Origin of the sequence: Escherichia sp. E2748 (assembly GCF_005781125.1) — a bacterium.
GTDB lineage: Bacteria > Pseudomonadota > Gammaproteobacteria > Enterobacterales > Enterobacteriaceae > Escherichia.
In genome coordinates, this window is sequence record NZ_VATP01000005.1 from 190,391 (window position 1) to 216,767 (window position 26,377).

At 51.3% G+C, this 26,377-nt stretch carries 19 protein-coding genes and 1 CRISPR repeat array; of the genes, 11 read left to right on the forward strand and 8 right to left on the reverse strand.

The genetic code is table 11. The annotated features are described in order from the left end of the window. Window positions 1-9: 9 nt before the first annotated feature. From ltaE to aqpZ, 6 genes are all read right to left on the reverse strand, one after another. The gene (gene ltaE, locus FEK42_RS08725) at window positions 10-1,011 is read right to left on the reverse strand and encodes a low-specificity L-threonine aldolase (protein WP_135492092.1); all 1,002 of its coding nucleotides are present in this window, start codon (window positions 1,009-1,011) and stop codon (window positions 10-12) included. A gap of 36 nt (window positions 1,012-1,047) precedes the next feature. Beyond that, complete coding sequence (gene poxB / locus FEK42_RS08730; protein WP_135492094.1) at window positions 1,048-2,766, reverse strand: ubiquinone-dependent pyruvate dehydrogenase; 1,719 nt, start codon at window positions 2,764-2,766, stop codon at window positions 1,048-1,050. Between the two features lie 132 nt (window positions 2,767-2,898). Further along, the gene (gene hcr, locus FEK42_RS08735) at window positions 2,899-3,867 is read right to left on the reverse strand and encodes an NADH oxidoreductase (RefSeq protein ID WP_130205241.1); all 969 of its coding nucleotides are present in this window, start codon (window positions 3,865-3,867) and stop codon (window positions 2,899-2,901) included. 11 nt (window positions 3,868-3,878) lie between these two features. Beyond that, entirely contained in the window at window positions 3,879-5,531 is a 1,653-nt protein-coding gene (hcp, locus tag FEK42_RS08740) for a hydroxylamine reductase (protein ID WP_130205243.1), read from the reverse strand. A gap of 143 nt (window positions 5,532-5,674) precedes the next feature. Beyond that, entirely contained in the window at window positions 5,675-6,574 is a 900-nt protein-coding gene (gene lysO, locus FEK42_RS08745; protein ID WP_130205245.1) for an L-lysine exporter LysO, read from the reverse strand. A 457-nt stretch (window positions 6,575-7,031) separates the two neighbouring features. Beyond that, window positions 7,032-7,727 carry an aquaporin Z gene (aqpZ, locus tag FEK42_RS08755; protein WP_130205247.1) on the reverse strand — a complete coding sequence of 232 codons (696 nt, stop codon included), beginning with the start codon at window positions 7,725-7,727 and terminating at the stop codon, window positions 7,032-7,034. Between the two features lie 425 nt (window positions 7,728-8,152). Between aqpZ and FEK42_RS08760 the strand changes: the two genes are divergently transcribed. Next, window positions 8,153-9,811 (forward strand): ATP-dependent endonuclease, encoded by a 1,659-nt coding sequence (locus FEK42_RS08760; RefSeq protein ID WP_130205249.1) that lies wholly within the window; start codon window positions 8,153-8,155, stop codon window positions 9,809-9,811. Here FEK42_RS08760 and FEK42_RS08765 read toward each other — a convergent pair. After that, window positions 9,808-10,764 (reverse strand): VirK/YbjX family protein, encoded by a 957-nt coding sequence (locus FEK42_RS08765; protein WP_130261265.1) that lies wholly within the window; start codon window positions 10,762-10,764, stop codon window positions 9,808-9,810. The two genes, FEK42_RS08760 and FEK42_RS08765, sit on opposite strands and share 4 nt — an antisense overlap. Window positions 10,765-10,915: 151 nt before the next feature. Here FEK42_RS08765 and macA point away from each other — a divergent pair, with 151 nt between their 5' ends. Both macA and macB read left to right on the forward strand, forming a co-directional pair. Then, on the forward strand, window positions 10,916-12,031 hold the full coding sequence (gene macA, locus FEK42_RS08770; RefSeq protein ID WP_135492096.1) for a macrolide transporter subunit MacA: 1,116 nt from the start codon (window positions 10,916-10,918) through the stop codon (window positions 12,029-12,031). Further along, window positions 12,028-13,974, forward strand: a complete 1,947-nt coding sequence (macB, locus tag FEK42_RS08775; protein WP_135492098.1) for a macrolide ABC transporter ATP-binding protein/permease MacB — start codon at window positions 12,028-12,030, stop codon at window positions 13,972-13,974. Before macA ends, macB begins: the two co-directional genes overlap by 4 nt. A gap of 72 nt (window positions 13,975-14,046) precedes the next feature. On the opposite strand, the gene cspD is transcribed toward macB, so the two are convergent. Continuing rightward, the gene (gene cspD, locus FEK42_RS08780) at window positions 14,047-14,271 is read right to left on the reverse strand and encodes a cold shock-like protein CspD (protein WP_064530179.1); all 225 of its coding nucleotides are present in this window, start codon (window positions 14,269-14,271) and stop codon (window positions 14,047-14,049) included. Between the two features lie 149 nt (window positions 14,272-14,420). On the opposite strand from cspD, the gene FEK42_RS23010 reads away from it, so the two are divergent. The 8 genes from FEK42_RS23010 to csy3 all read left to right on the forward strand — a co-directional run bounded on the left by FEK42_RS23010 (window position 14,421) and on the right by csy3 (window position 26,368). Continuing rightward, window positions 14,421-14,495, forward strand: a complete 75-nt coding sequence (locus FEK42_RS23010) for a hypothetical protein (protein ID WP_214251107.1) — start codon at window positions 14,421-14,423, stop codon at window positions 14,493-14,495. A 98-nt stretch (window positions 14,496-14,593) separates the two neighbouring features. Next, window positions 14,594-14,914 carry an ATP-dependent Clp protease adapter ClpS gene (gene clpS, locus FEK42_RS08785; RefSeq protein WP_000520781.1) on the forward strand — a complete coding sequence of 107 codons (321 nt, stop codon included), beginning with the start codon at window positions 14,594-14,596 and terminating at the stop codon, window positions 14,912-14,914. Between the two features lie 30 nt (window positions 14,915-14,944). Then, window positions 14,945-17,221: an ATP-dependent Clp protease ATP-binding subunit ClpA gene (gene clpA, locus FEK42_RS08790; protein WP_131162174.1), complete on the forward strand. Its 2,277-nt coding sequence runs from the start codon at window positions 14,945-14,947 to the stop codon at window positions 17,219-17,221. A 213-nt stretch (window positions 17,222-17,434) separates the two neighbouring features. Then, window positions 17,435-18,422: direct repeats of the CRISPR family, unit length 28 nt; unit sequence GTTCACTGCCGTACAGGCAGCTTAGAAA. 171 nt (window positions 18,423-18,593) lie between these two features. Next, on the forward strand, window positions 18,594-19,571 hold the full coding sequence (cas1f, locus tag FEK42_RS08795) for a type I-F CRISPR-associated endonuclease Cas1f (RefSeq protein WP_135492107.1): 978 nt from the start codon (window positions 18,594-18,596) through the stop codon (window positions 19,569-19,571). After that, on the forward strand, window positions 19,568-22,801 hold the full coding sequence (cas3f, locus tag FEK42_RS08800) for a type I-F CRISPR-associated helicase Cas3f (protein WP_138211798.1): 3,234 nt from the start codon (window positions 19,568-19,570) through the stop codon (window positions 22,799-22,801). The genes cas1f and cas3f overlap by 4 nt, the downstream gene beginning before the upstream one ends. A gap of 327 nt (window positions 22,802-23,128) precedes the next feature. Further along, window positions 23,129-24,436, forward strand: coding sequence for a type I-F CRISPR-associated protein Csy1 (gene csy1 / locus FEK42_RS08810; RefSeq protein WP_135492109.1), 1,308 nt, complete (start codon window positions 23,129-23,131; stop codon window positions 24,434-24,436). After that, the gene (csy2, locus tag FEK42_RS08815; protein ID WP_135492111.1) at window positions 24,433-25,356 is read left to right on the forward strand and encodes a type I-F CRISPR-associated protein Csy2; all 924 of its coding nucleotides are present in this window, start codon (window positions 24,433-24,435) and stop codon (window positions 25,354-25,356) included. Before csy1 ends, csy2 begins: the two co-directional genes overlap by 4 nt. A 10-nt stretch (window positions 25,357-25,366) precedes the next feature. After that, on the forward strand, window positions 25,367-26,368 hold the full coding sequence (gene csy3 / locus FEK42_RS08820) for a type I-F CRISPR-associated protein Csy3 (RefSeq protein ID WP_138211799.1): 1,002 nt from the start codon (window positions 25,367-25,369) through the stop codon (window positions 26,366-26,368). Window positions 26,369-26,377: the final 9 nt, after the last annotated feature.

Below are 26,377 nucleotides of genomic sequence, written 5' to 3' on the forward strand. Positions count from 1 at the left end.
TCTCTCTCCTTAACGCGCCAGGAATGCGCGCCAGTGGGCGGCGACTTCAGCCAGTTGCTCGCGTGAGACGTCAAGATGCGTCACCAGGCGGACAATCGGCGAGGCGTTAATCAGTACGTTTCTCGCTTTCATGTATTCGCCTAACGCGGCAGCATTTTCTTCCCCGACGCGAACAAACAGCATATTGGTGTCCTGACGCATCACATCTGCGCCTGCTTCACGCAACAGCTCCGCCATCCAGGCGGCGTTATCGTGGTCTTCCTGCAGCCTCGCGACGTTATTTTTCAGCGCATACATCCCGGCGGCTGCCAGGATCCCGGACTGGCGCATCCCGCCGCCGGTCATTTTCCGCCAGCGGATGGCACGTTTAATGTAGTCACGGTTACCGACCAGTAACGAACCTACTGGCGTACCAAGACCTTTCGACAGACAAATGGTGAACGAATCACAATATTGCGTGATCTCTTTTAGTTCGCAGCCATAAGCCACGATGGCGTTAAAGATGCGCGCACCGTCAACATGCAGCGCCAGATTGCGCTCACGGGTAAATTCCCATGCTTCTTTCAGGTATTCACGCGGCAGCACTTTGCCGTTGTGGGTGTTTTCGAGACTGAGCAATTTGGTGCGGGCGAAGTGAATATCGTCGGGTTTGATTTTCATCGCCACTTTATCCAGCGGTAACGTGCCGTTGGCGTCAGCATCGATGGGTTGCGGTTGAATACTGCCCAGTACTGCTGCGCCACCGGCTTCAAACAGATAGTTATGCGCCGCCTGACCGACAATATACTCTTCGCCGCGTTCGCAGTGACTGAGCAGAGCGACCAGGTTGGCCTGAGTGCCTGTAGGCAGAAAAATGGCGGCTTCTTTACCGGAAAGCTCTGCCGCATAGTCCTGCAGAGCATTAACGGTAGGGTCGTCTCCGTAAACGTCGTCCCCAACCGGGGCGGCCATCATCGCGTCGAGCATGGCGCGGCTCGGTCGGGTAACGGTATCACTGCGTAAATCAATCATGGCATGTCCTTATTATGACGGGAAATGCCACCCTTTTTACCTTAGCCAGTTTGTTTTCGCCAGTTCGATTACTTCATCGCCGCGTCCACTGATGATTGCGCGCAGCATATACAGACTAAAACCTTTTGCCTGTTCGAGTTTGATCTGCGGTGGAATGGCTAATTCTTCTTTGGCAACCACCACATCCACCAGCACCGGACCGTCGATGGAGAAAGCGCGTTGCAGGGCTTCATCGACTTCAGAGGCTTTTTCCACGCGAATACCCGTAATGCCGCACGCTTCGGCAATGCGGGCAAAGTTGGTGTCGTGTAGTTCGGTGCCGTCAGTCAAATAACCACCAGCTTTCATCTCCATCGCCACAAAGCCCAGTACGCTGTTGTTAAAGACGATAATTTTCACTGGCAGCTTCATCTGCACTACCGAGAGGAAATCGCCCATCAACATGCTAAAACCGCCATCGCCGCACATGGCGACCACCTGGCGTTCTGGCTCGCTTGCCTGCGCGCCCAGCGCCTGTGGCATGGCGTTAGCCATCGAACCGTGGTTAAACGAACCTAATAAGCGACGCTTGCCGTTCATTTTCAGATAACGTGCCGCCCATACCGTAGGTGTGCCAACGTCACAGGTAAAGATGGCGTCATCGGCGGCAAAATGACTAATTTGCTGCGCCAGATATTGCGGGTGAATGGCTTTCTCGCTCGGTTTAGCTAAATCGTCCAGCCCTTTACGGGCATCGCGGTAATCTTCCAGCGCTTTATCCAGAAACTTGCGATCGGTTTTTTCTTCCACCAGTGGCAGCAATGCGCGCAGGGTTGATTTGATATCGCCGACCAGCGCCATATCTACCTTGCTATGCGCGCCGATGCTGGCTGGGTTGATATCAATCTGAATAATTTTGGCATCGGTCGGGTAGAAGGCGCGGTAGGGAAATTGTGTGCCGAGCAGCACTAAGGTGTCGGCATTCATCATAGTGTGAAAACCTGACGAGAAGCCGATTAATCCCGTCATTCCGACATCATACGGATTATCGTATTCGACATGTTCTTTACCGCGCAGGGCATGAATAATAGGCGCTTTAATTTTCCCGGCAAACTCAACTAACTCTTTATGCGCCCCCGCGCAGCCGCTGCCACACATCAGGGCGATATTGCTGGAATAACGCAGCAGTTGCGCCAGTTTGCGTAACTCTTCTTCTTCCGGTGTTATGACTGGCTGTGGCGCATGATACCAGTGCGTGGTCGCCCCATCTGGTGCAGGTTTTAGCGCCACGTCGCCCGGTAACACGACAACGGAAACGCCACGGTTAAGCACCGCTTTGCGCATGGCAATCGCCAGCACTTGTGGGATCTGCTCCGGGCTGGAAACCAGCTCGCAATAGTGACTACATTCGCGGAATAACTCTTGCGGGTGGGTTTCCTGGAAATAGCCGCTGCCAATTTCGCTGGAAGGGATATGGGCGGCAATCGCCAGTACCGGAACGTGATTACGGTGGCAATCGAACAGGCCGTTGATTAAGTGCAGGTTGCCGGGGCCGCACGATCCGGCACAGACCGCCAGTTCTCCTGAAAGTTGTGCTTCAGCGCCAGCGGCAAAGGCAGCCACTTCTTCATGGCGGGTAGGCATCCACTCGATGGTGCCCATGCGATTAAGACTGTCACTAAGACCGTTCAGAGAGTCACCCGTGACTCCCCAGATGCGTTTTACGCCTGCTGATTCGAGTGTTTTGGCGATATAAGCTGCAACCGTTTGTTTCATGGTTTTCCGTCTCCTGAATGTGATAACGGTAACAAGTTTAGTTCATCTGACGGAGGGGGAAGGGATGGGAGAAAAAGGAGGCACTAACGGTTAAACAGCCCGATGACAGGAATATCATCGGGCATAAGGCGATTACGCGAGCACCATATCTCCCTGCGGATGGCAGGAGCAGGCCAGTACGTAACCTTCAGCGATTTCGGCGTCGGTCAGCGTCATTGTGCTGCTCACCGTATATTCACCGGAAACCACTTTCGTCTTACAGCAGCCGCAAACACCCGCACGACAGGCGGCGACAACCGGAACTTTATTGCTTTCCAGCGCTTCCAGCAGCGTGGTGCCAACCGGAGCGTAAAATTCTTGCGCCGGTTGCAGTTTGGTGAATTTCAGACCGCTGGTCGCCGCTTCCGCCACTGGCGTAAAGAATTTCTCTTTAAAGAAACGCGTCACGCCGAGCGCCTTCACTTCCTGTTCCACCCAATCCATATACGGTGCCGGACCACAAGTCATCACGGTACGTGAGGCTAAATCAGGAACGCTTGCCAGCAGTTCACGAGTCAGGCGTCCGGCAACGAACCCCTCGGTAACGTTATTTTCCGCCACCAGTGTTACCGGATAATGACGCCACTCATCGGCGAAAATTACATCCTGCGGCGTACGCACGTTGTAGATCACCTGCACATCGGCCTGCGGACGGTTTTTCGCCAGCCAGCGACGCATCGACATAATTGGCGTAACGCCGCAGCCTGCCGCCAGTAACAGGAATTTATCTTCTGCTTTATCGTCGCAGGTAAATTCCCCCATCGCGTCCGAAAGCCAGAGATAGTCACCGCGTTTTACATCGCGGGTCAGCCACTGGGAGCCAACACCGTCATCAATCCGCCGCACGGTCAGTGTGATGTATTCACTCACGCCAGGCGTGGAGGAAATGGTGTAAGCACGCAGCGTTTCCGCTGAGTTTCGCACGCTGACCAGTGCATATTGCCCGGCGCGATATGGGTAGTAATCGTGGCAAATCAGGGAAATCGTCCACACATCCGGCGTTTCTTGCGTAATGTGATGAACCTGCATCCGCCACGGGCATTGATTCGTTGGCATCGTCATCGACAAACTCCTTACGCGCTCAACAGTTGCTTCATGTCTTCTTCAACAGTGGTGATAGAACGCAGGCCGAATTTCTCGTTCAGCACCGCCAGCAGATCTGGTGTCAGGAAACCAGGTGCCGTCGGGCCGGTGACGATATTTTTCACGCCCAGAGAAAGCAGTGTCAGCAGAATGACAATCGCTTTCTGTTCAAACCAGGAGAGCACCAGCGACAGCGGCAGATCGTTCACCCCACAGCCCAGTTTTTCTGCCAGAGTGACAGCCAGAATAATCGCTGAGTAAGCATCGTTACACTGACCAGCATCCACCAGACGCGGCAGACCTTCGATATCGCCAAACTCGAGTTTGTTAAAGCGATATTTACCACAGGCGAGGGTCAGGATCAGGCAGTCATCCGGCACGCTGGTGGCGAAATCGGTGAAGTAGTGACGCTCGCCGCGTGCGCCGTCACAGCCACCAAGCAGGAAGATATGACGCAGTTTTTCACGGCTCACCAGATCAATCAGCGTATCTGCTGCGCCAAGCAGCGTCTGGCGACCAAAGCCCACGGTGATCAGGTGCGGAATTTCGCTGTACGGGAAGCCCGCCATTTGTTGCGCCTGGGCAATGACCGCAGAGAAATCTTCGCCATCCAGATGACGCACGCCCGGCCAGCCAACGATGCTGCGGGTCCAGATACGATCGTCATAAGCCCCTACGGTTGGATCGATGATGCAGTTCGAAGTCATCACGATAGGGCCAGGGAAGCGAGCGAACTCCACTTGCTGATTCTGCCAGCCGCTGCCGTAGTTACCGACCAGATGCTTGAATTTACGCAGCTCTGGGTAGCCGTGAGCAGGCAGCATTTCGCCGTGGGTGTAGACATTAACGCCCGTACCTTCGGTCTGTTCCAGCAGGTTGTAGAGATCTTTGAGATCGTGACCGGAAATCAGGATACATTTGCCCGCCGTCGCTTTGACGTTGACCTGGGTTGGCGTCGGGTGACCGTATTTACCGGTTTCGCCTGCATCCAGAATGCTCATCACTTTGAAGTTCATCTGGCCGATTTCCATTGAACACTCAAGAAGCGCGTTCATATCGGCAGGCCAGGTCCCCAGCCACGCCATGATTTTATGGTACTGGGCATAAATATCGTTGTCGTATTGACCGAGAACGTGGGCGTGTTCCATATAGGCCGCCGCACCTTTCAGGCCATACAGGCACAGCAGACGCAGGCCGAGAATGTTTTCGCCAATCGCGGCTTTATCTTTATTTGGCGTAAATTCAGCTGCCTGACGTTGCAGTTCGCCGAGATCATCGCTCACCAGTTGCAGGTCAGCCATCGGGTTATCGACGCAGGCGTTGGCATCTACAGCCAGGCATTGTGCTTTCAGCGCCTCGCGCAGGGCAATCGCTTCACGAGCGTAGCCGACAATACGCGGAGAATCGAAGTTAACGTTGGTCAGGGTTGAGAAAAATGCGCGCGGCGCGAAGCTGTCTACATCGTGGTTGATAATGCCGTATTCACGCGCTTTTAAAGCCCAGGCAGAAAGCCCCTGCAGCGCCGCGATGAGTAAATCCTGAAGGTCAGAGGTTTCCGCCGTTTTACCACACATCCCCTGCGCGTATGAGCAGCCGTTTCCTGCCGGAGTACGGATAGTTTGTTCACATTGCACACAAAACATGATCACACCTTTTAAAGTTATATTTAATATACATGTTTAAGGTTAAGTCGCTTAACGCGGGGATAAAAGGGATTTTTCATGCAACTTTAAGGGAGATTGATTTAGCGCAATTTTGGCGGCAGGGATCTACCGCCAGAGAGGTATTATGCGGAGAAAAAGGCGATGAGGATCGGCACTAACAGGCTGAGAATAAAACCGTGAACAATCGCTGCCGGGACCATATCCAGCCCACCTGTACGCTGAAGAACGGGCAGGGTGAAATCCATTGATGTGGCACCGCATAAGCCCAGTGCAGTAGAGCGGCTACGGCGAATCAGGCCAGGGATCAACATAATGGCGATCAACTCACGCGCTAAATCATTGAAGAACGCCGCGCTCCCGATTACCGGACCAAAAGATTCGGTCAACAAAATACCGGAAAGAGAATACCAGCCGAAACCGGAGGCCATTGCCAGCGCGGTATTGATGGGGAGATCAAGAATAAAGGCGTTAATTAAACCGCCAATTAAAGAACTGGCAACCACCACCACGGCGACAATCATTCCCCGGCGATTAAGGACAATCTGCTTTAAGGTCATGCCATTGTTACGCAGCTGAATACCGACGAGGAAAAGTAACAGAATTAACGTGTATTCGCTGGCTTCGGTAGCGTGCTGTAAAAAACCTAATCCGCTAAGGCCAATAGCAAAACCAATCACCACGACGCCACACAGTTTCAGCGATTCCAGTGCCATCGCAATACGCGACGGCAATTTCTCTTGCTGGTGGCTATTGCGCCACGGCAAACCGCGTTCCAGCCACAGCAAGGCGACAATATTGCACAGTAAAATAATGGTAATACTGACAGCGGAATAATGCAGAATCGCCAACAGGTTACTGGCGAGATTATCGAGAAACGCCAGACTGATACCCATAAAAAAGAGAATGAGATAAACCATCCAGCTTAATAGCTGATTAATGCGTTTTAACGCAGCTTTTTGGCGAAGCGGAATGAGGTAACCCACAATCAGGGGAACCAGAATGATTAACAGCCCAGAAAACATGAAAACCCAGTCCTTGCAAAGAAGAAGTCGAAATGCGCGATGACACACTACTGAAAGCGGAAGGACGAGTAAAGTTGCAATTAAAAGGAAATGTTATGCATCAGAGGGGGATTTTTAATTCTCTATGAGTGTTTAGCATTGTTGCGCTCCTTTCATGTGCAATGCCATATAAAGCCACTGGCGCAGGGAGCACGCAGGGGGCGGCCAATCGCCGCCGCCCCCTGCACCCCCGGGCTCTGGCGAACAAAATCGCCGCTGCGCGGTACCTTCAGCTTATCCCCTTCGGCTACCGGGTCGGGCGCGAGGTAACGTCCCTGTAAGACGCGCCCTCAGCCCACATCCATGTGGGCTGCCCCGGCCTTCGGGGAACGCTTCAGCGATTTTGACGCCACCAACACCCGTGCGGTTTGTAACGTCGATGATAAAACAATCAGGGCAGATAAAATGCCAATGCTAATTAATCGCGTTTTTCCAGCAGGGTCCGGTAAATCAGACCACCGATAATACCGCCGACAATTGGCACTACCCAGAAGAACCACAGCTGTTCTAACGCCCAGCCGCCCTGGAAGATGGCAACTGCGGTGCTGCGCGCCGGGTTAACGGAAGTGTTAGTCACCGGAATACTGATTAAGTGAATCAAGGTTAACGCCAGACCAATCGCGATCGGCGCAAAGCCTGCCGGCGCGTATTTGTCGGTTGCACCGTGGATCACCAGCAAGAAACCGGCACTCAATACCAGTTCAACCACCAGTGCAGAAAGCATGGAATAGCCGCCCGGTGAATGCTCACCATAACCGTTAGAAGCAAAGCCGCTGGCCGCTGCGTCAAACCCAGCTTTACCGCTGGCGATTAAATACAGCAGTGCCGCCGCAACAATACCGCCGATAACCTGGGCTACCACGTAACCAACGACTTCTTTTGCCGGGAAACGGCCACCAGCCCATAAACCAATAGTGACCGCCGGGTTAAAATGACCACCAGAAATATGACCGACAGCGAAGGCCATGGTCAGCACGGTCAGACCAAACGCCAGTGCAACACCGGCAAAGCCAATACCTAATTCCGGGAATGCTGCTGCAAGCACTGCGCTACCGCAGCCACCAAATACAAGCCAGAAAGTGCCAAAACATTCTGCTGCTAATTTTCTGAACATATCCACCTCAATTAAAAATTGACCCTGTGAAAAATATGGTCGTTTTATCGGGTCGTCGTAAAAAAGTGACGACAGAAATAATGCGTGGGTATTTTAAAAACGAAGACGAGCTATTCGCCAGATAAATAAATCCAGTAATTTTGATTTAGGGCAATAGTCAGTTCCCTCATATAGTCATTTGCCTGATTGACAGTGTAGTGCAAACCACGAAATTAAACCTTTGGGGGTAATAAAAATAATCCACAAGGTTAATTATTTGATTTCATTGTTTTTTCGGGAGAAATCAGCGAGAAGGCATCTGACACAATTATTCGCTCATTTTTCAGACATTTGCCATGCTTAATTGTGATGTCATCACGTATTGCTACAGCCTTTCTCGTTATACTGCTGGGGTAAAGGATAAGTTACATATTTCTGGAGGGGATATGATTCTTGAGCGCGTTGAAATTGTGGGCTTTCGCGGCATTAATCGATTGTCATTGATGCTGGAACAAAACAACGTCCTGATTGGGGAGAACGCGTGGGGTAAATCCAGTTTACTGGACGCCTTAACCCTGCTGTTATCGCCAGAGTCAGATCTCTACCATTTTGAGCGCGATGATTTCTGGTTTCCGCCGGGGGATATCAACGGGCGAGAACATCATTTGCATATCATTCTGACCTTTCGTGAGTTGCAGCCAGGACGGCATCGGGTGCGCCGTTATCGTCCGCTGGAAGCGTGCTGGACGCCATGCACCGATGGTTATCACCGCATTTTTTATCGCCTGGAAGGGGAAAGTGCGGAAGACGGTAGCGTGATGACGTTACGCAGCTTTCTTGATAAAGACGGTCATCCGATTGATGTCGAAGATATTAACGATCAGGCGCGTCATGTGGTGCGTTTAATGCCGGTTCTGCGTTTGCGCGACGCCCGTTTTATGCGCCGCATTCGCAATGGAACTGTACCAAATGTACCCAATGTGGAAGTCACCGCGCGCCAGTTGGATTTTCTCGCCCGCGAGTTATCCTCACACCCGCAAAATCTCTCCGATGGGCAGATTCGTCAGGGGCTTTCGGCAATGGTGCAACTGCTTGAGCATTATTTCTCGGAGCAAGGGGCCGGGCAGGCGAGATATCGCTTAATGCGTCGGCGAGCCAGCAATGAGCAACGGAGCTGGCGTTACCTCGATATCATCAACCGGATGATTGACAGACCAGGGGGGCGTTCGTATCGAGTCATTTTACTCGGCCTGTTTGCCACTTTATTGCAGGCAAAAGGGTCATTGCGACTGGATAAAGACGCGCGTCCGTTATTGCTAATTGAAGATCCAGAAACCCGCCTGCATCCGATTATGCTTTCCGTTGCCTGGCATCTGTTGAATCTTTTGCCTTTACAACGTATTGCTACCACCAACTCTGGCGAGCTGCTTTCGTTAACTCCAGTGGAACATGTTTGCCGCTTGGTGCGTGAATCTTCTCGTGTTGCCGCCTGGCGTCTGGGGCCAAGTGGCTTGAGCACCGAAGACAGCCGCCGCATCTCTTTTCACATTCGTTTTAATCGTCCGTCATCGCTGTTTGCTCGCTGCTGGTTGCTGGTGGAAGGGGAAACAGAAACCTGGGTTATCAACGAACTGGCGCGCCAGTGTGGACACCATTTCGATGCCGAAGGGATTAAGGTCATTGAGTTTGCTCAGTCCGGGCTAAAACCACTGGTGAAATTTGCCCGGCGGATGGGGATTGAGTGGCATGTGCTGGTCGATGGCGATGAAGCCGGGAAGAAATATGCCGCAACGGTGCGCAGCCTGCTGAATAACGATCGCGAAGCTGAACGTGAACATTTGACAACGTTACCGGCGCTGGATATGGAACATTTTATGTATCGCCAGGGGTTTTCCGACGTGTTCCATCGCGTGGCGCAGATCCCGGAAAACGTGCCGATGAATTTGCGCAAAATTATTTCAAAAGCGATCCATCGCTCTTCCAAGCCCGACCTTGCCATTGAAGTGGCAATGGAGGCCGGACGTCGTGGTGTGGACTCCGTACCGACGCTGCTGAAAAAAATGTTCTCACGCGTGCTGTGGCTGGCGCGCGGTCGGGCTGATTAACCGCAAAACATCCTTGCCATCTGCGGCTGAATAGCGTCAAGCATCTCGTAGCGTCGACGGTATTCAGCCCGTTTTTTACTGGCGATATCCACAATCTCTTTTCGTGCTATCTGACCTGGAAGGCGGTAATGGCGTTCAGCGTCGCATTCGCCACCGACCGATTCCCAGAACGCGTTATAGTCAGCATGGATTTTTCCTTCCTTATCGCGATAACGCAGGCTGCGGTAAATATGTGTTTCATTGCTGACAGCAATAATTTGTTCGACCTGTAAGCGTTGGGCGAAGAGGCAGACCGCTTCCATCACGAGTCGTTTGGGAAATAGCCCGTGGCAGGCTTTCGTCGCATTCTGGATCTGTTGGTGTGGAATTTCCCATTTCGCACCTTGCAGCCCGCCTATAAATAACGTCCTTTTCCCCTGATACTCACACAGTGTAAATGTGATCTCCGCCAGAGGAATACCTTCGCTGTTGCGGAATAGAATTGTGCTGTCACCTTCCTTATCCATTGAGATCATCATGGTCAGTTCAAGCGTGAACTGCTCGCCGTTTTTTCCTTCCAGCTTCGCAAGTTGCAGTCCCGGGGTGTTCAAATATAAGCTGAACTCTTCCGCCGACATGCACGCGCGCAGCAACGCATAATGGTAACGTAACGCCTCCAGCAATTGCTTACGGGTCATATTCACGGCAAGGTAAGGGCGATGCAGGCGAACCGGCAGGCGCGGCTGACGCGTTAACAGCGTTCTGAGATTAGGCCAGTGGGAGAGTTCGTTCATCCACTCAACGCTTAAACGCGGCATAATCAAAGAGCGCAGCAAAAATTTCTGGCGAAACCGACGGCGATGCCAGAATTTACCCGGCCGCCACTGACCCCCTGCCAGATTAAGGAAAAGAGACATGCTGCTAAGAGATTCAGATGGTGTAAATGCGCGTTCAGTGATCTGAGACATATTCATAAAATCAATGATTATACGTAACACCGATTTCACCATCGGGCATCTTAACCAAACATCAATCGTATAATTACTAACGTAAATTTTAGATTTTTGTTGATGTTTCGTTGAAGTTGGCAGCCCCGTGCGCGCATATGGAGCATTCAGAGTATTTATGAAAAAGCGAAAAAACCTTAAGAAGCGTTACGCTATTGCGCTGGTGATAGTCATCGCTGCGCTGATTGCGTTGTGGAGAACACTCAACGCGCCCGTGCCGACTTATCAGACATTGATTGTCCGCCCCGGTGATTTGCAGCAAAGCGTGCTGGCGACCGGAAAGCTGGACGCGCTGCGTAAGGTTGACGTGGGCGCGCAGGTCAGCGGTCAGTTGAAAACGCTGTCGGTGGCGATTGGCGATAAAGTAAAAAAAGACCAGCTTTTAGGGGTTATTGATCCTGAACAGGCTGAAAACCAGATCAAGGAAGTGGAAGCGACACTGATGGAGCTGCGTGCGCAAAGGCAACAGGCAGAAGCAGAACTGAAACTGGCACGGGTGACATACTCACGCCAGCAACGACTGGCGCAAACGCAGGCGGTTTCGCAACAGGATCTCGACACCGCAGCGACGGAGATGGCAGTTAAACAGGCGCAAATAGGCACTATCGACGCGCAAATCAAACGGAATCAGGCGTCACTCGACACGGCGAAAACGAATCTCGATTACACCCGCATCGTTGCCCCGATGGCAGGTGAAGTTACGCAAATCACCACTCTGCAAGGGCAGACGGTAATTGCCGCACAACAAGCGCCAAACATTCTGACGCTGGCAGATATGAGTACCATGCTGGTGAAAGCGCAGGTGTCGGAAGCAGATGTCATTCACCTGAAACCCGGTCAAAAAGCCTGGTTCACCGTGCTTGGCGATCCGCTGACGCGCTACGAGGGGCAGATTAAAGATGTGCTGCCGACGCCAGAAAAGGTCAACGACGCCATTTTCTACTACGCCCGTTTTGAAGTGCCAAACCCCAATGGTTTACTGCGCCTGGATATGACTGCGCAAGTCCACATTCAACTCACTGATGTGAAAAACGTACTCACCATTCCGTTGTCGGCACTGGGGGATTCGGTTGGTGATAAACGTTATAAAATCAAACTGCTGCGTAATGGCGAAATACGCGAGCGCGAAGTGACGATTGGCGCGCGCAATGACACCGATGTTGAGATTGTCAAAGGGCTGGAAGCGGGCGATGAAGTGGTGATTGGTGAGGCCAAACCAGGAGCTGAACAATGACGCCCTTGCTCGAACTAAAGGATATTCGCCGTAGCTATCCTGCTGGAGACGAGCAGGTTGAGGTGCTAAAGGGCATCAGCCTGGATATTTATGCAGGTGAGATGGTGGCAATTGTCGGTGCTTCGGGCTCCGGTAAATCGACCCTGATGAATATTCTCGGCTGCCTGGATAAAGCGACCAGTGGAACCTATCGCGTTGCCGGCCAGGATGTTGCCACGCTGGACGCCGATGCGCTGGCGCAGCTTCGTCGCGAGCATTTCGGCTTTATTTTCCAGCGTTACCATTTGCTTTCGCACTTAACCGCCGAGCAGAACGTTGAAGTACCCGCCGTCTATGCTGGTCTTGAGCGGAAACAGCGATTGCTGCGCGCTCAGGAGTTGCTGCAACGACTGGGGCTGGAAGACCGTGCAGAGTATTATCCGGCCCAGCTTTCCGGTGGCCAGCAGCAGCGTGTCAGTATTGCTCGTGCGTTAATGAACGGTGGGCAGGTGATCCTCGCCGATGAACCTACCGGCGCACTGGACAGCCATTCTGGCGAAGAGGTGATGGCGATATTGCATCAGCTGCGCGATCGCGGGCACACGGTGATTATCGTTACCCACGATCCACAGGTTGCGGCTCAGGCGGAGCGGGTAATCGAAATTCGTGACGGCGAAATTGTGCGTAATCCTCCCGCCATTGAAAAGGTGAATGCCGCCACGGGGACGGAATCGATAGTCAAAACGGCGTCTGGCTGGCGGCAATTCGTCAGTGGTTTTAATGAGGCGCTGACGATGGCGTGGCGGGCGCTGGCAGCGAATAAAATGCGCACCTTACTGACCATGCTGGGGATTATTATTGGTATTGCGTCGGTGGTTTCTATCGTCGTGGTGGGCGATGCCGCCAAACAAATGGTGCTGGCGGATATTCGTTCTATTGGTACGAATACTATTGATGTCTATCCCGGGAAAGATTTTGGCGATGACGATCCGCAATATCAGCAGGCGCTAAAGTACGACGACTTAATCGCCATCCAAAAACAACCGTGGGTCGCCTCTGCCACGCCCGCTGTCTCGCAAAACCTGCGCCTGCGTTATAACAATGTTGATGTTGCCGCCAGCGCCAACGGTGTGAGCGGCGATTATTTCAATGTCTACGGCATGACCTTCAGCGAAGGGAACACCTTTAACCAGGAGCAACTGAACGGCCGCGCACAGGTGGTGGTTCTCGACAGTAACACCCGCCGCCAGCTTTTCCCGCATAAGGCCGATGTGATTGGTGAGGTCATTCTGGTTGGTAATATGCCTGCGAGAGTCATCGGCGTGGCGGAAGAAAAACAGTCGATGTTTGGTAGCAGTAAAGTGCTGCGCGTCTGGTTACCTTACAGCACCATGTCCGGGCGGGTTATGGGCCAGTCGTGGCTGAACTCCATCACTGTAAGAGTAAAAGAAGGCTTTGACAGCACCGAAGCGGAACAACAACTCACCCGTTTGTTGTCGCTGCGCCATGGCAAAAAAGACTTCTTTACCTGGAACATGGACGGCGTCTTGAAAACAGTCGAAAAAACCACACGTACTTTACAACTGTTTCTGACTCTGGTGGCGGTGATTTCGCTGGTGGTAGGCGGCATTGGCGTTATGAATATTATGCTGGTGTCAGTAACGGAGCGGACGCGGGAAATTGGTATTCGCATGGCTGTTGGCGCGCGTGCCAGCGATGTTCTGCAACAATTTCTGATTGAAGCCGTGCTGGTTTGCCTGGTGGGCGGCGCGATGGGGATAATGCTGTCGCTGTTAATTGCCTTCACCCTACAGCTTTTTTTACCCGGCTGGGAGATAGGCTTTTCTCCACTGGCGTTGCTGCTGGCGTTTTTATGCTCAACCGTTACGGGCATTTTATTTGGCTGGCTACCTGCACGAAATGCGGCACGGCTGGATCCAGTGGATGCTTTGGCGCGAGAGTGATTTTTGAGATAAAAATGCCAGCCGATCGGGCTGGCATTTTGCCTTTAGGATGTACACAATGAGACAGAAGAGCTATGCGACTGCTACTTCTACTTCGACGGGCACAATAACACTGGCGTGATTGCCTTTTGGCCCTTGGTGGACATCAAACTGAACGGGTTGTCCAGCTTTTAGCGTTCTGTAACCATCCATCTGGATGGTGGAATAATGAGCGAAAATATCTTCGCCACCGCCTTCAGGGCAGATGAAACCGAACCCTTTGGCGTTGTTGAACCACTTAACAGTACCCTTTTCCATGCTTCGACATCCTTCGCAAATCTTATATAAGTAAGATGGAATAAACCGGGGTCAGAGAGGGGGCAGTTCAAAACCTCGCCAACTCTTGAAATACAATTTAGAGAAATGGGGCGAGTCGTCAAGCGTTTGACAGGGGCCAGGGGGTAGGTATGCATCAAAAATTTGAAGCAGTTAACGCTATTGACAGTAATGTCACTGATGTCGCTTATACCAACGATAGATGATAATTATCTATCATGTGGAGTAGATTGGTCAGGCAAATACGCTCTTGTCAGCGGCAGAGCGTTCTGCCGGTAACCGTAACCGAAGATGATAACTGACAATGGGTAAAACGAACGACTGGCTGGACTTTGATCAACTGGCGGAAGAAAAAGTTCGCGACGCGCTAAAACCGCCATCTATGTATAAAGTGATATTAGTCAATGATGATTACACTCCAATGGAGTTTGTTATTGACGTGTTACAAAAATTCTTTTCTTATGATGTAGAACGTGCAACGCAATTGATGCTTGCTGTTCACTACCAGGGGAAGGCCATTTGCGGAGTCTTTACCGCTGAGGTTGCAGAAACCAAAGTGGCGATGGTGAACAAGTACGCAAGGGAGAACGAGCATCCATTGCTGTGTACGCTGGAAAAAGCCTGAATGCAGGTATAAAAATTGGGGGAGGTGCCTATGCTCAATCAAGAACTGGAACTCAGTTTAAATATGGCTTTCGCCAGAGCGCGCGAGCACCGTCATGAGTTTATGACCGTCGAGCACTTGTTACTGGCATTGCTCAGTAACCCATCGGCCCGGGAGGCGCTGGAAGCGTGTTCCGTGGACCTGGTTGCGCTCCGTCAGGAACTGGAAGCCTTTATTGAACAAACCACACCTGTTCTGCCCGCCAGTGAAGAGGAGCGCGACACGCAGCCGACCTTGAGTTTTCAGCGTGTATTGCAGCGTGCGGTCTTCCATGTTCAGTCCTCCGGTCGCAGTGAGGTTACCGGTGCGAATGTTCTGGTCGCTATCTTTAGTGAACAGGAGTCGCAGGCGGCGTATCTGTTGCGCAAACATGAAGTCAGCCGTCTTGATGTGGTGAACTTTATTTCTCATGGCACGCGTAAAGACGAGCCATCTCAGTCTTCTGAACCAGGAAACCAGCCGAGCAGTGAAGAACAAGCTGGTGGGGAGGACCGTATGGAGAATTTCACGACTAATCTGAACCAGCTTGCACGCGTGGGCGGAATTGACCCGCTGATTGGTCGTGAGAAGGAACTGGAGCGCGCCATTCAGGTTCTCTGCCGCCGCCGTAAAAACAACCCGCTGCTGGTTGGGGAGTCTGGCGTCGGTAAAACTGCGATTGCTGAAGGTCTTGCCTGGCGAATTGTTCAGGGCGATGTGCCGGAAATCATGGCTGACTGTACGATTTACTCTCTCGATATCGGCTCCCTGTTAGCAGGCACCAAATATCGCGGCGATTTTGAAAAACGGTTTAAAGCGTTGCTCAAGCAGCTGGAACAGGATACTAACAGCATCCTGTTTATCGATGAGATCCATACCATCATTGGAGCGGGCGCAGCGTCTGGCGGGCAGGTAGATGCAGCCAACCTGATCAAACCGTTGCTCTCCAGCGGTAAAATTCGCGTGATTGGATCGACGACCTATCAGGAGTTCAGCAACATTTTCGAGAAAGACCGTGCTCTGGCGCGTCGCTTCCAGAAAATCGATATTACTGAACCGTCGATCGAAGAAACTGTGCAAATCATCAATGGCCTGAAACCGAAGTACGAAGCGCACCACGATGTGCGTTATACCGCGAAAGCGGTGCGTGCGGCGGTGGAGCTGGCGGTGAAATACATTAACGATCGTCATCTGCCGGACAAAGCGATTGACGTTATCGACGAAGCGGGCGCTCGCGCACGTTTGATGCCGGTAAGCAAGCGCAAGAAAACGGTGAATGTGGCGGATATCGAGTCCGTGGTAGCCCGTATTGCACGTATCCCTGAGAAGAGCGTTTCTCAGAGTGACCGCGATACGCTGAAAAATCTTGGCGATCGCCTGAAAATGCTGGTCTTCGGTCAGGATAAAGCCATTGAAGCGCTTACCGAGGCCATCAAGATGGCGCGTGCGGGTTTAGGTCACGAACATAAACCTGTTGGTTCATTCCTGTTTGCTGGTCCAACCGGGGTCGGGAAAACCGAGGTGACGGTACAGCTTTCCAAAGCACTGGGTATTGAGCTTCTGCGCTTTGATATGTCCGAATATATGGAACGTCATACTGTCAGCCGCCTGATTGGTGCGCCTCCAGGATACGTTGGTTTTGATCAGGGCGGTCTGTTGACCGATGCGGTCATCAAGCATCCGCACGCGGTGCTGCTGCTGGACGAAATCGAGAAAGCGCATCCGGACGTATTCAACATTCTGTTGCAGGTGATGGACAACGGCACGCTGACCGATAACAACGGGCGCAAGGCCGATTTCCGTAACGTGGTACTGGTGATGACCACCAACGCCGGGGTGCGTGAAACCGAGCGCAAATCCATTGGTCTTATCCAGCAGGATAACAGCACCGATGCGATGGAAGAGATCAAGAAGATCTTTACGCCGGAGTTCCGTAACCGTCTCGACAACATTATCTGGTTCGATCATCTCTCTACAGACGTGATCCACCAGGTGGTTGATAAGTTTATCGTCGAGTTGCAGGTTCAGTTGGATCAGAAAGGTGTTTCTCTGGAAGTGAGCCAGGAAGCGCGTAACTGGCTGGCTGAGAAAGGTTACGACCGGGCGATGGGCGCACGTCCGATGGCTCGTGTGATTCAGGATAACCTGAAAAAACCGCTCGCTAACGAACTGCTGTTTGGCTCGCTGGTGGATGGTGGCCAGGTGACAGTCGCGCTGGATAAAGATAAAAATGAGCTGACCTACGGGTTCCAGAGTGCACAAAAGCATAAACCGGAAGCCGCGCATTAATCAGATTGTTAAGTAGGTTGGTGAAGTCCGTAATCTCGTCAGAGGTTACGGACTTTTTGTTTATGGGGTGGGGGAAGTTCGGACCCTTTTTTTGATGATGATGGTAAGTTGTTGATAATTAACGCTGCTGAAAGGTAAGAATAAAAAAGGGTTGCAGCAGGAAAATGAGATGGTTTTGCTTTATTAACAACGGGCTAAACGTGTAGTATTTGAGTTCACTGCCGTACAGGCAGCTTAGAAAAGTTCGGGCCGAACAGCTCAAGTCCGATTTTTGTTCACTGCCGTACAGGCAGCTTAGAAAGTTTCGCTGTAAACGTGCAACTACTGGACGAAGTTCACTGCCGTACAGGCAGCTTAGAAACGGTGGCGGGTGCCGTCGCGCCGAGATTCGGCGTTCACTGCCGTACAGGCAGCTTAGAAAATTAAGAACAAAGTCCGTACCCACAAAACCCAGTTCACTGCCGTACAGGCAGCTTAGAAACTTCAGTGCCACCCACTAAATCGCAATACCACGTTCACTGCCGTACAGGCAGCTTAGAAAACAACACGGCCTAAACAGCAACTACTTTAAGAGTTCACTGCCGTACAGGCAGCTTAGAAAATACACGGATGAGGCCCGTGAACAAATTAATGGTTCACTGCCGTACAGGCAGCTTAGAAATGTCCGCGCGATTTCATTGATTAGCTGAAACCGTTCACTGCCGTACAGGCAGCTTAGAAAATGTACGCGAGATACGCGTGATAGAGATAAACGTTCACTGCCGTACAGGCAGCTTAGAAAAACCGGCGACGCCGTTTTCACCGAGCTGGCCAGTTCACTGCCGTACAGGCAGCTTAGAAAAGGGTGGCACCCGGATCATTAATATCGCCCAAGTTCACTGCCGTACAGGCAGCTTAGAAAAGTTGATTGACCCGCAGCGCTGCCCGATTGATGTTCACTGCCGTACAGGCAGCTTAGAAAACCATGACGCTTACTCCAGCTCTCGTCAGTAAGTTCACTGCCGTACAGGCAGCTTAGAAATCTACATTCAGGCCTTTCTCGCGAATTCGGGCGTTCACTGCCGTACAGGCAGCTTAGAAAGGTAGTTTCTGTCCCGGAGCTGGCTGCTGCCGGTTCACTGCCGCACAGGCAGCTTAGAAATGTTGAGCAATGTAATCGGGGTCAGATACATCGTTCACTGCCGTACAGGCAGTTTCACAAATACGATGATGGCAGAAATTTAGCTGCGTTATGGCGTTCTCAACTCCGAACCATTAGCCACAACACGCAATAACAATTGTGATAATTGCGATAGAAATCAATTTCTCGCACAGAAATCAATGTTGTACTAATCCTAACTCCTTCAAATAAAAATAATCACAGGATGTGTTTATGTCTTCCAATTACCTTACTCCATCTGACCTCAAAACCATTCTCCACTCTAAACGCGCCAATATTTATTATCTGGAAAAATGCCGGGTGCAGGTGAATGGTGGGCGAGTGGAATATGTTACCAGTGAAGGTAAGGAGTCGTACTACTGGAATATCCCCATTGCGAATACCACGGCATTGATGTTGGGGATGGGAACATCCGTTACTCAGGCGGCGATGCGTGAATTTGCCCATGCCGGGGTGATGGTGGGTTTTTGTGGTACGGATGGCACGCCGCTGTATTCGGCAAATAAAGTTGATGTCTCCTGGCTCAGTCCGCAAAGTGAATATCGCCCTACAGAATATCTTCAGCAGTGGGTGTCTTTTTGGTTTGCTGAAGATAAACGACTTGCCGCCGCGAAACGTTTTCAGTTAATCCGCCTGACACATATCGATAAGCACTGGACCAGCGCGAAAATGCAGCGTGAACACGCCTTTCAGCCTGATGCTAATGCACTGCAGACCCTACTAAATCGTACTCGTGAAGAAATAGACGCGGCGGAAAACCATACGCAGCTTATGCTCGTAGAGGCCAAATTGACCAAAGCACTCTACAAAATGGTGAGCCAAACCGTGGGCTATGGCGACTTTACTCGCGCAAAACGGGGCGGTGGGATTGATATGGCTAACCGCTTCCTCGATCAGGGTAATTATCTGGCTTATGGGCTGGCAGCAGTGGCAGCGTGGGTAACCGGGATCCCGCACGGTTTAGCAGTAATGCACGGTAAAACACGTCGCGGTGGCCTCGTTTTTGACCTTGCCGATCTGATTAAAGATGCCCTGGTTATGCCACAAGCATTTATTGCCGCAATGGCGGGAGAAGATGCTCAGGAGTTTCGTCAACGCTGCATCAATATCTTTCAACAAGCGGATGCGCTGGATGTCATGATCACCTCTTTGCAAGATACGGCCCAGGCACTGGCTAAGGCTGATCAATGAATGTTCTGATTATCTCGCGCTGTACAAAAAACGCCCGCGTGGAAAGCTGCCGTATTATTGATCAGTTTGCTGAACGCACCGGTGATGCCGCATGGCAAACAGTGATTACTCTGGAAGGCGTTAATACACTCCGCCGTTTACTGCGCAAAACTGCCAGGCGAAATACCGCAGTGGCATGTCACTGGCTGAAAAAGAACGGGCAAATGGAGTTGATGTGGATTGTGGGTAATATTCGTCGTTTTAATGCACAGGGACGCGTTCCCACGAATCGAACAACCCAAACCAGCCTGGTGAACAAAGAAGAAAATCGCTGGCAATGCGCGGAGAGCATTGCGCTGCTGGCGGCTATCGCCGGGTTGTTTCATGATTTTGGTAAAGCAGGACGCAGCTTTCAGCAAAGCCTGACCCATAAGAGCGCACGCAGTTATCAACCTTATCGGCATGAATGGATCTCACTGCGGCTCTTTCAGGCGTTTGTTGGTGAACAGCCAGACGATGTGTGGCTGGAGAAACTCGGGGAATTAACGGCAGATGATGAAGTTGCGATTCTTGAACGTCTGCAAAAAGACACGCCTCATTTTTCAAATAGTCCATTCAGTTCGCTGCAACCGCTAGCCAGGACGGTAGGTTGGCTGATCCTTTCCCATCATCGAATGCCGGAGAATCTTTCTCCACAGCCGGAACAATCATGCAAAGGGTGTGAAAGTTGGCTGGAGAAGCAACTGAATGCTGACTGGAATGCCGTTAACCACCGCAAAAATGACTGGACGCAACAGGATTTTGAGCAAGTCTGGCAGTTTCCGTCAGGAACGCCGCTTCAAAGCGCGAGCTGGCGGGAAAAAGCGCGTCAGATTTCTCGCCGGGCAAGCAACGCGCTCGGTTTAAAGACATACGGGCAGATGGAACAGTTGTTCCCCTTACATATGGCGCGTTTTTGCCTGATGCTTGCCGATCACTACTATTCATCTAATGACGCGCAGCAAAAATGGCAGGACCCGGAATATATCGTCTGGGCAAATAGCGATCGCCAAAGCGGCACGCTCAAACAACGGGTAGACGAGCACCTTGTGGGCGTCGCGCATCATGCGTATCTGCTTGGGCGGCAACTGATGCACACACGGGCATCGCTTCCGGCAATTGCCCGACATAAAGGTTTTAGCCAGCGGGTCACAGATGTGAAATATCGCTGGCAAGATAAAGCCTGGGATGTGGCGCGAGCGCTACGTGAACGAAGTCGGGAAGAGGGATTTTTCGGCGTCAATATGGCCTCGACGGGGTGTGGTAAAACCTTTGCGAACGCCCGCATTATGTATGCACTTGCCGACGAGCGAGAAGGGTGCCGCTTTACCGTTGCGCTGGGATTGCGCACGCTGACTTTGCAAACCGGCGATGCTCTGCGCAGTCGGCTTGGACTGGGTGAGGATGAGCTGGCGGTACTGATTGGTTCGTCGGCAGTTAAGCAACTGTGGCAGCAGGAAAAAATAGACAATGATTACGGAAGTGCTTCACAAGAGTCGCCAACAGAGGAGCAACAGTTCGTTAAGTACGAAGGCAGCCTGCATACCGGGGCGCTGGAAAAATGGTTGAAGGATGACAGCAAACTTAAGGAGTTAGTGACCGCGCCGATTCTGGTCTCGACGATTGATCATCTTATTTCTGCGACCGAGGGTGTGCGTGGCGGGAAACAGCTTCCGGCGATGTTGCGCCTGTTAACCAGCGATTTAGTGCTCGACGAACCTGATGACTTTGATATTGCCGATCTTCATGCGGTATGTCGTTTGATTAACTGGGCCGGGATGCTGGGAGCGCGGGTATTACTTTCCTCGGCGACGCTACCTCCAGGGCTGATTCAGGCGTTGTTCGCGGCTTATCTCGCCGGGCGTAAAATGTGGCAGACGTCTTGTGGTACCAACGGTAGGCCCGTCAATATCTGCTGTGCCTGGTTTGATGAAAAAGATGCTGATGCAACGCACATTTGCGACGGGCCTGGGTTTCGTGATGCACATGCCAAATTTGTTGCACGGCGAGCGGTGATGCTGGCTGAAAAAGAGCGACTGCATTTCGGGCGTGTAGCTTCAATTTCATCTGCATCAAGCGCGATACAAGACGTTACCGAAAGTGTGGCCCAGACGGTGCATACGCAAATGCTGAAGTTGCATCAGGCGCATCGCCAGCGACACGAAAGCGGTAAAACCGTTTCGCTTGGCCTGGTGCGTTTCGCGAATATCAACCCACTGGTTGCGGTGACCAAAGCCCTGATTGCCATTCCTTCACCAGAAGATGTCTGCATTCATTACTGTGTTTACCACTCCCGACACCCGCTGGCGGTGCGTTCAGATATTGAGAAGCGGCTGGATCGCGCTTTTACTCGTCATAACGAACTCGATTTCTGGAGCAACGAAGATATCGCAGATGCCTTACATAACAGTCCGGAATCGCACCATCTTTTTGTGGTGTTGGGGACATCGGTTATAGAAGTGGGGCGTGACTGGGATGCGGACTGGGGAATTATTGAACCAAGCTCCATGCGTTCGATTATTCAATTTGCCGGACGTATTCAGCGCCACCGTAGAAATGTGCCGACCAGTGAGAATCTAGTTATTTTGCGTAGCAATATCAAATCATTGCAGAAAAAAGCCCCCGCATTTTGTAAGCCTGGTTTCGAAACAAAAGAACACTTGCTGGATAGCCACGATATTTGCGAACTGATTCCGATCGCGGACTACCGGACGATTAACGCCTTGCCGCGGATCCTGTCTGCCAATAATGACAACAAACTGGCTGATCTTGAACATAGTCGTTTATCCGCCGAATTGATGAGCAGTAAAAGCAAACATGTGGTGGCGGCGCAATGGTGGCGTGCACCGCTAAGCTGGAACGGCTGGATGCAGCGCCAGACGCCATTTCGATATTCCCCTTTGCCGGAGGCGGTGTTTTTTCTGCATATGGATGATGAAGAAAGCGAAGCGCGTTTCTATTCCCGCACGGGCGACAACGAGCGTAAAGCGCAAGGGAATTTCAGGCGAGAAGAGGTGAGATGCGCCAGCGGCGTCGCTTGCTGGGGCGTGATGGATTACCAACACGTTTTGTTGAATTTAGCTGATAAGCAAGGTTGTGAAATACAGCGTGTTGGAGAAATGTTTGCTGAAGTGAGAGTACCGGCCAGTGAAGAAGATGCGGTCGATGACTGGCGTTATCACCCCTGGTTAGGTGTGTTTCGCAACCTGTGATGGGGCGCTAGCTGCCTGTACGGCAGTTTACAAGTCCGTATCCGGAGATACCTCTATTTCTTAGCTGCCGATGGCAGTGCGTGAATGTTAGTTATTAAACCATTGTGTGGCAAATATTTTATGCATGGTAATATTACTCTTGGTTATTGCATGGGTTTAACTAGATTGAAACGTAGATACCTCTAGGTGAACTATCCATGATTATCACCACGGGCGTTGCCCCTTTTGCTGTGTGTGTCGTTGTACTGAAGCCTGGTTGGGCTACGGAGATTTTTCAGTGAAGTCAGGGAGCAACTTCAATTTGATGGATTAACGAAAGGAGCCGAGATGGAAAAAACGGCGCTAATACAATTTATTACTGACTACATCGCTTCGCGAAGGCAACCCAAAATCGAAGCCTTTGAAAAAGAAGCAGCAAAGCGACTGGAGCAGGGCGAGGACGCCAGCGTTATCGCTCTGGAGCGACAGGAACTCGAAGCACGCTACCTGCCACGTAACTGGTTAACGGATGCGGCAAAGCGTGTTCGTACTATAAGGATAATCTCCCACGGGACAAAATATAGTAATGGTGACTCCAAAGCATATGGACGTTATTTGGAGAAATTCGTCAGCGAAGGATATTTAAATACAGCATCACTGGCAATTATTAAAGAGGATGCAGAAGGTAACGCAGCCGTTTTTGATGTTGCAAAGCTACTGCTAACGAAAGTCAACGGTGATTCATTACTCGCCAGTTTAAAACGTGGCGATTATCAATCATTAAATGCTTTTGCGTTGGATGTTGAACAATTAAAACAATGGGTTGAATGCTTTAGTGAAGCATATGCTTCGGAGTGGATTAAAGCGCATAAACTTTCGAAGCAAATCTATTTCCCTGTCGATGATGGCTATCATCTGCTCTGCCCGCTGTTTTCCAGTTCACTGGCGCAGGCGATGTATGAAAAGCTAACGGCTGTTCGCTTTAGTGAGGAATCGAAAGCCATTCGCGATGCCCGCAAAGCAGGAAAATGGCACTCTCAGCCAGATATCCGGTTTCCTAATCTTGCCGAAATGCATTTTGGTGGCACAAAACCGCAGAATATTTCTCTGCTCAATAGTGTGCGTGGTGGCCGTGTCTGGCTGTTGCCATCAATGCCACCTACCTGGGAGACGCTGGATCGCGCACCACAAAACATGCGCAGTATTTTTTCCCTACGCGGCGATTTCAATCGGGCGGCTTCAGGCATCATAGCCCGGATGACTTACCTGCTGAAGGTTGACATAAACAATGTTCATATCCGTACTGCGCGGGCGAAATATATTGACGAGTTGATTGATTTGCTGTTCATGCAGGCGTCTTCATTTCAGCAAGAAAAATGGCAGGGATGGTCCGCGCAATCACCAGACTTACCTCGCCACCAACAACTTTGGCTGGACCCGTGGCGAAGCCTCTCAGATGAGACTTTCAAACTGGAACGTGAGAAAAATGATTGGCAAGAGACGGTAGCCGATGATTTCGCGCGCTGGCTGAACTATCGCCTGAAAAAAGCCCGTTTCGATGTCGGTGCTGTCGAGCAAAGGGAGTGGCGCAGTCAGTCCCTGTTTACTCAACGGATGCGTGAAATGGAAGCCGTTTTGCAGGAGGCGCTGAAATGAGTTATCTGCTCTTGTTACCCCATGTACGCATCGAAAACGCTAACGCCGTCTCCGGGTTGACCTGGGGATTCCCGTCGATGACCCATTTTCTCGGTTATGTCCATGCGCTTTCTCGAAAAGTCGTGGATGAATTTGGCGTAAGTTTTGACGGTTGTGCGGTAGTAAGCCATGAACAGCATATTCAGGCGTACAGCTCCGGGCGCGATTTTCAATTCGCTCTCACCCGTAACCCATTAACCAGAGAAGGTAAAACCGCCTCGTTCAATGAAGAGGGCCGTATGCACCTGACGGTTTCTCTGCTGATTGAATGTAATGGCGAAATTACCAATGGTGAATATGGCAGAAAAGCTCTTTGCGACCATCTGAAAATGCTCTGCCAGAGCCACAAACTGGCGGGCGGCAGCATTGTTGACATGCGCGAACCACAGCTTTTTCATGCCCCTGAAGATGAAAAGCAACTGCGTAAAATCATCTGGCGTTTAATGCCTGGCTATGCGCTTTACGATCGCAGTGAATGGCTGGCTGATCATCACCAACAACATCCCGATATATCGTTGCTTGATGCCTGGCTTGATTTTGCTGCCGTTAAATATCAGGCCGAATCTCCGGCAGAAGACAACAGCGCACAATGGGTATACCAGCCGAAGCCAATGCCTGGTTTCCTGGTACCGTTAATGTGTGGCTACCAACGCATTTCTCCTGTTTACGCACCCGGTGAAGTTGAAAATGCGCGCGATACCTCAACACCATTTGCCTTTGCCGAAGCAGTTTATGGCATTGGCGAATGGCGCGGATTACATCGTATTACTGGCTTGCAACCGCTGATGTGGCGTTACCGTACAACGGACACTGGCTACTATTGCTCGGCAATACCAGTCGTTGACGACCCTATTACTAATGAAGATGACGATACAGAATAAGGACATAATTATGGCAAAGGCTCCTGTAACAATAAAAACGGCGTCGGTACTGGCATTTGAGCGCAAACTGGCAACCTCTGACGCGGTGATGTACGCAGGTAACTGGCAAGGAAATGAATGGCAACCTATTGAGATTCAGGAGAAAGCGGTTCGCGGAACCATCTCCAATCGCCTGAAAGATGCAATTTCCAGTAATGCGTTAAAGCTGAATGCAGAAATCCAAAAAGCCAACTTGCAGCGGGTAGATGTGGCAGCGCTTCCGGTAGATGCGGATACGCTAAAAGTGATGTTTACGCTGCGCGTGCTGGGTAATTTATCCTCACCTTCAGTATGTAATGATATGGCCTATCAGGAGGTGCTTTCTGACGTTATTGAAGGTTATATCAGCGAACATGGCTTTAAAGAACTGGCGCTTCGCTATGCCCTGAATCTGGCAAATGGCCGTTTTCTGTGGCGTAACCGTATCGGTGCCGAGCAAATTCAGGTGAAAGTCACCGCTAACGACAAATCATGGACTTTTAACAGCCATGACTTCTCTTTACGTCAATTTGATCAGGGCCAGAGTAGCGTCACGAAACTGGCGGCAACGATTGAACAAGGATTGAGCGGAAAAGAGTGGGTGATGCTTACCGTTGAAGCGCAGGTCCGTCTTGGCGCCGGGCAAGAAGTTTTCCCGTCGCAGGATCTGGTACTCGACAGTAACAGTAGCAAAAGTCGCGTGTTATACCAGGTGGCTGGCATTGCCGGTATCCACTCTCAGAAGATTGGCAATGCTTTACGTACCATCGATACCTGGCATCCAAAAGTGGATGAATTAGGTGCTATCGCCGTGGAACCATACGGTTCTGTAACCAGTCGCGGTGTGGCCTGCCGTCAACCGAAAGAAAAACTCGACTTTTATACCTTACTGGACAATTGGGTGACGAAAGGGATGAAACCAGACGTTGAGCAGCAGCACTACGTGATGGCTGTGCTGATCCGCGGCGGTGTCTTTGGTGAGAAATCGGAATAAGGAGCTGCC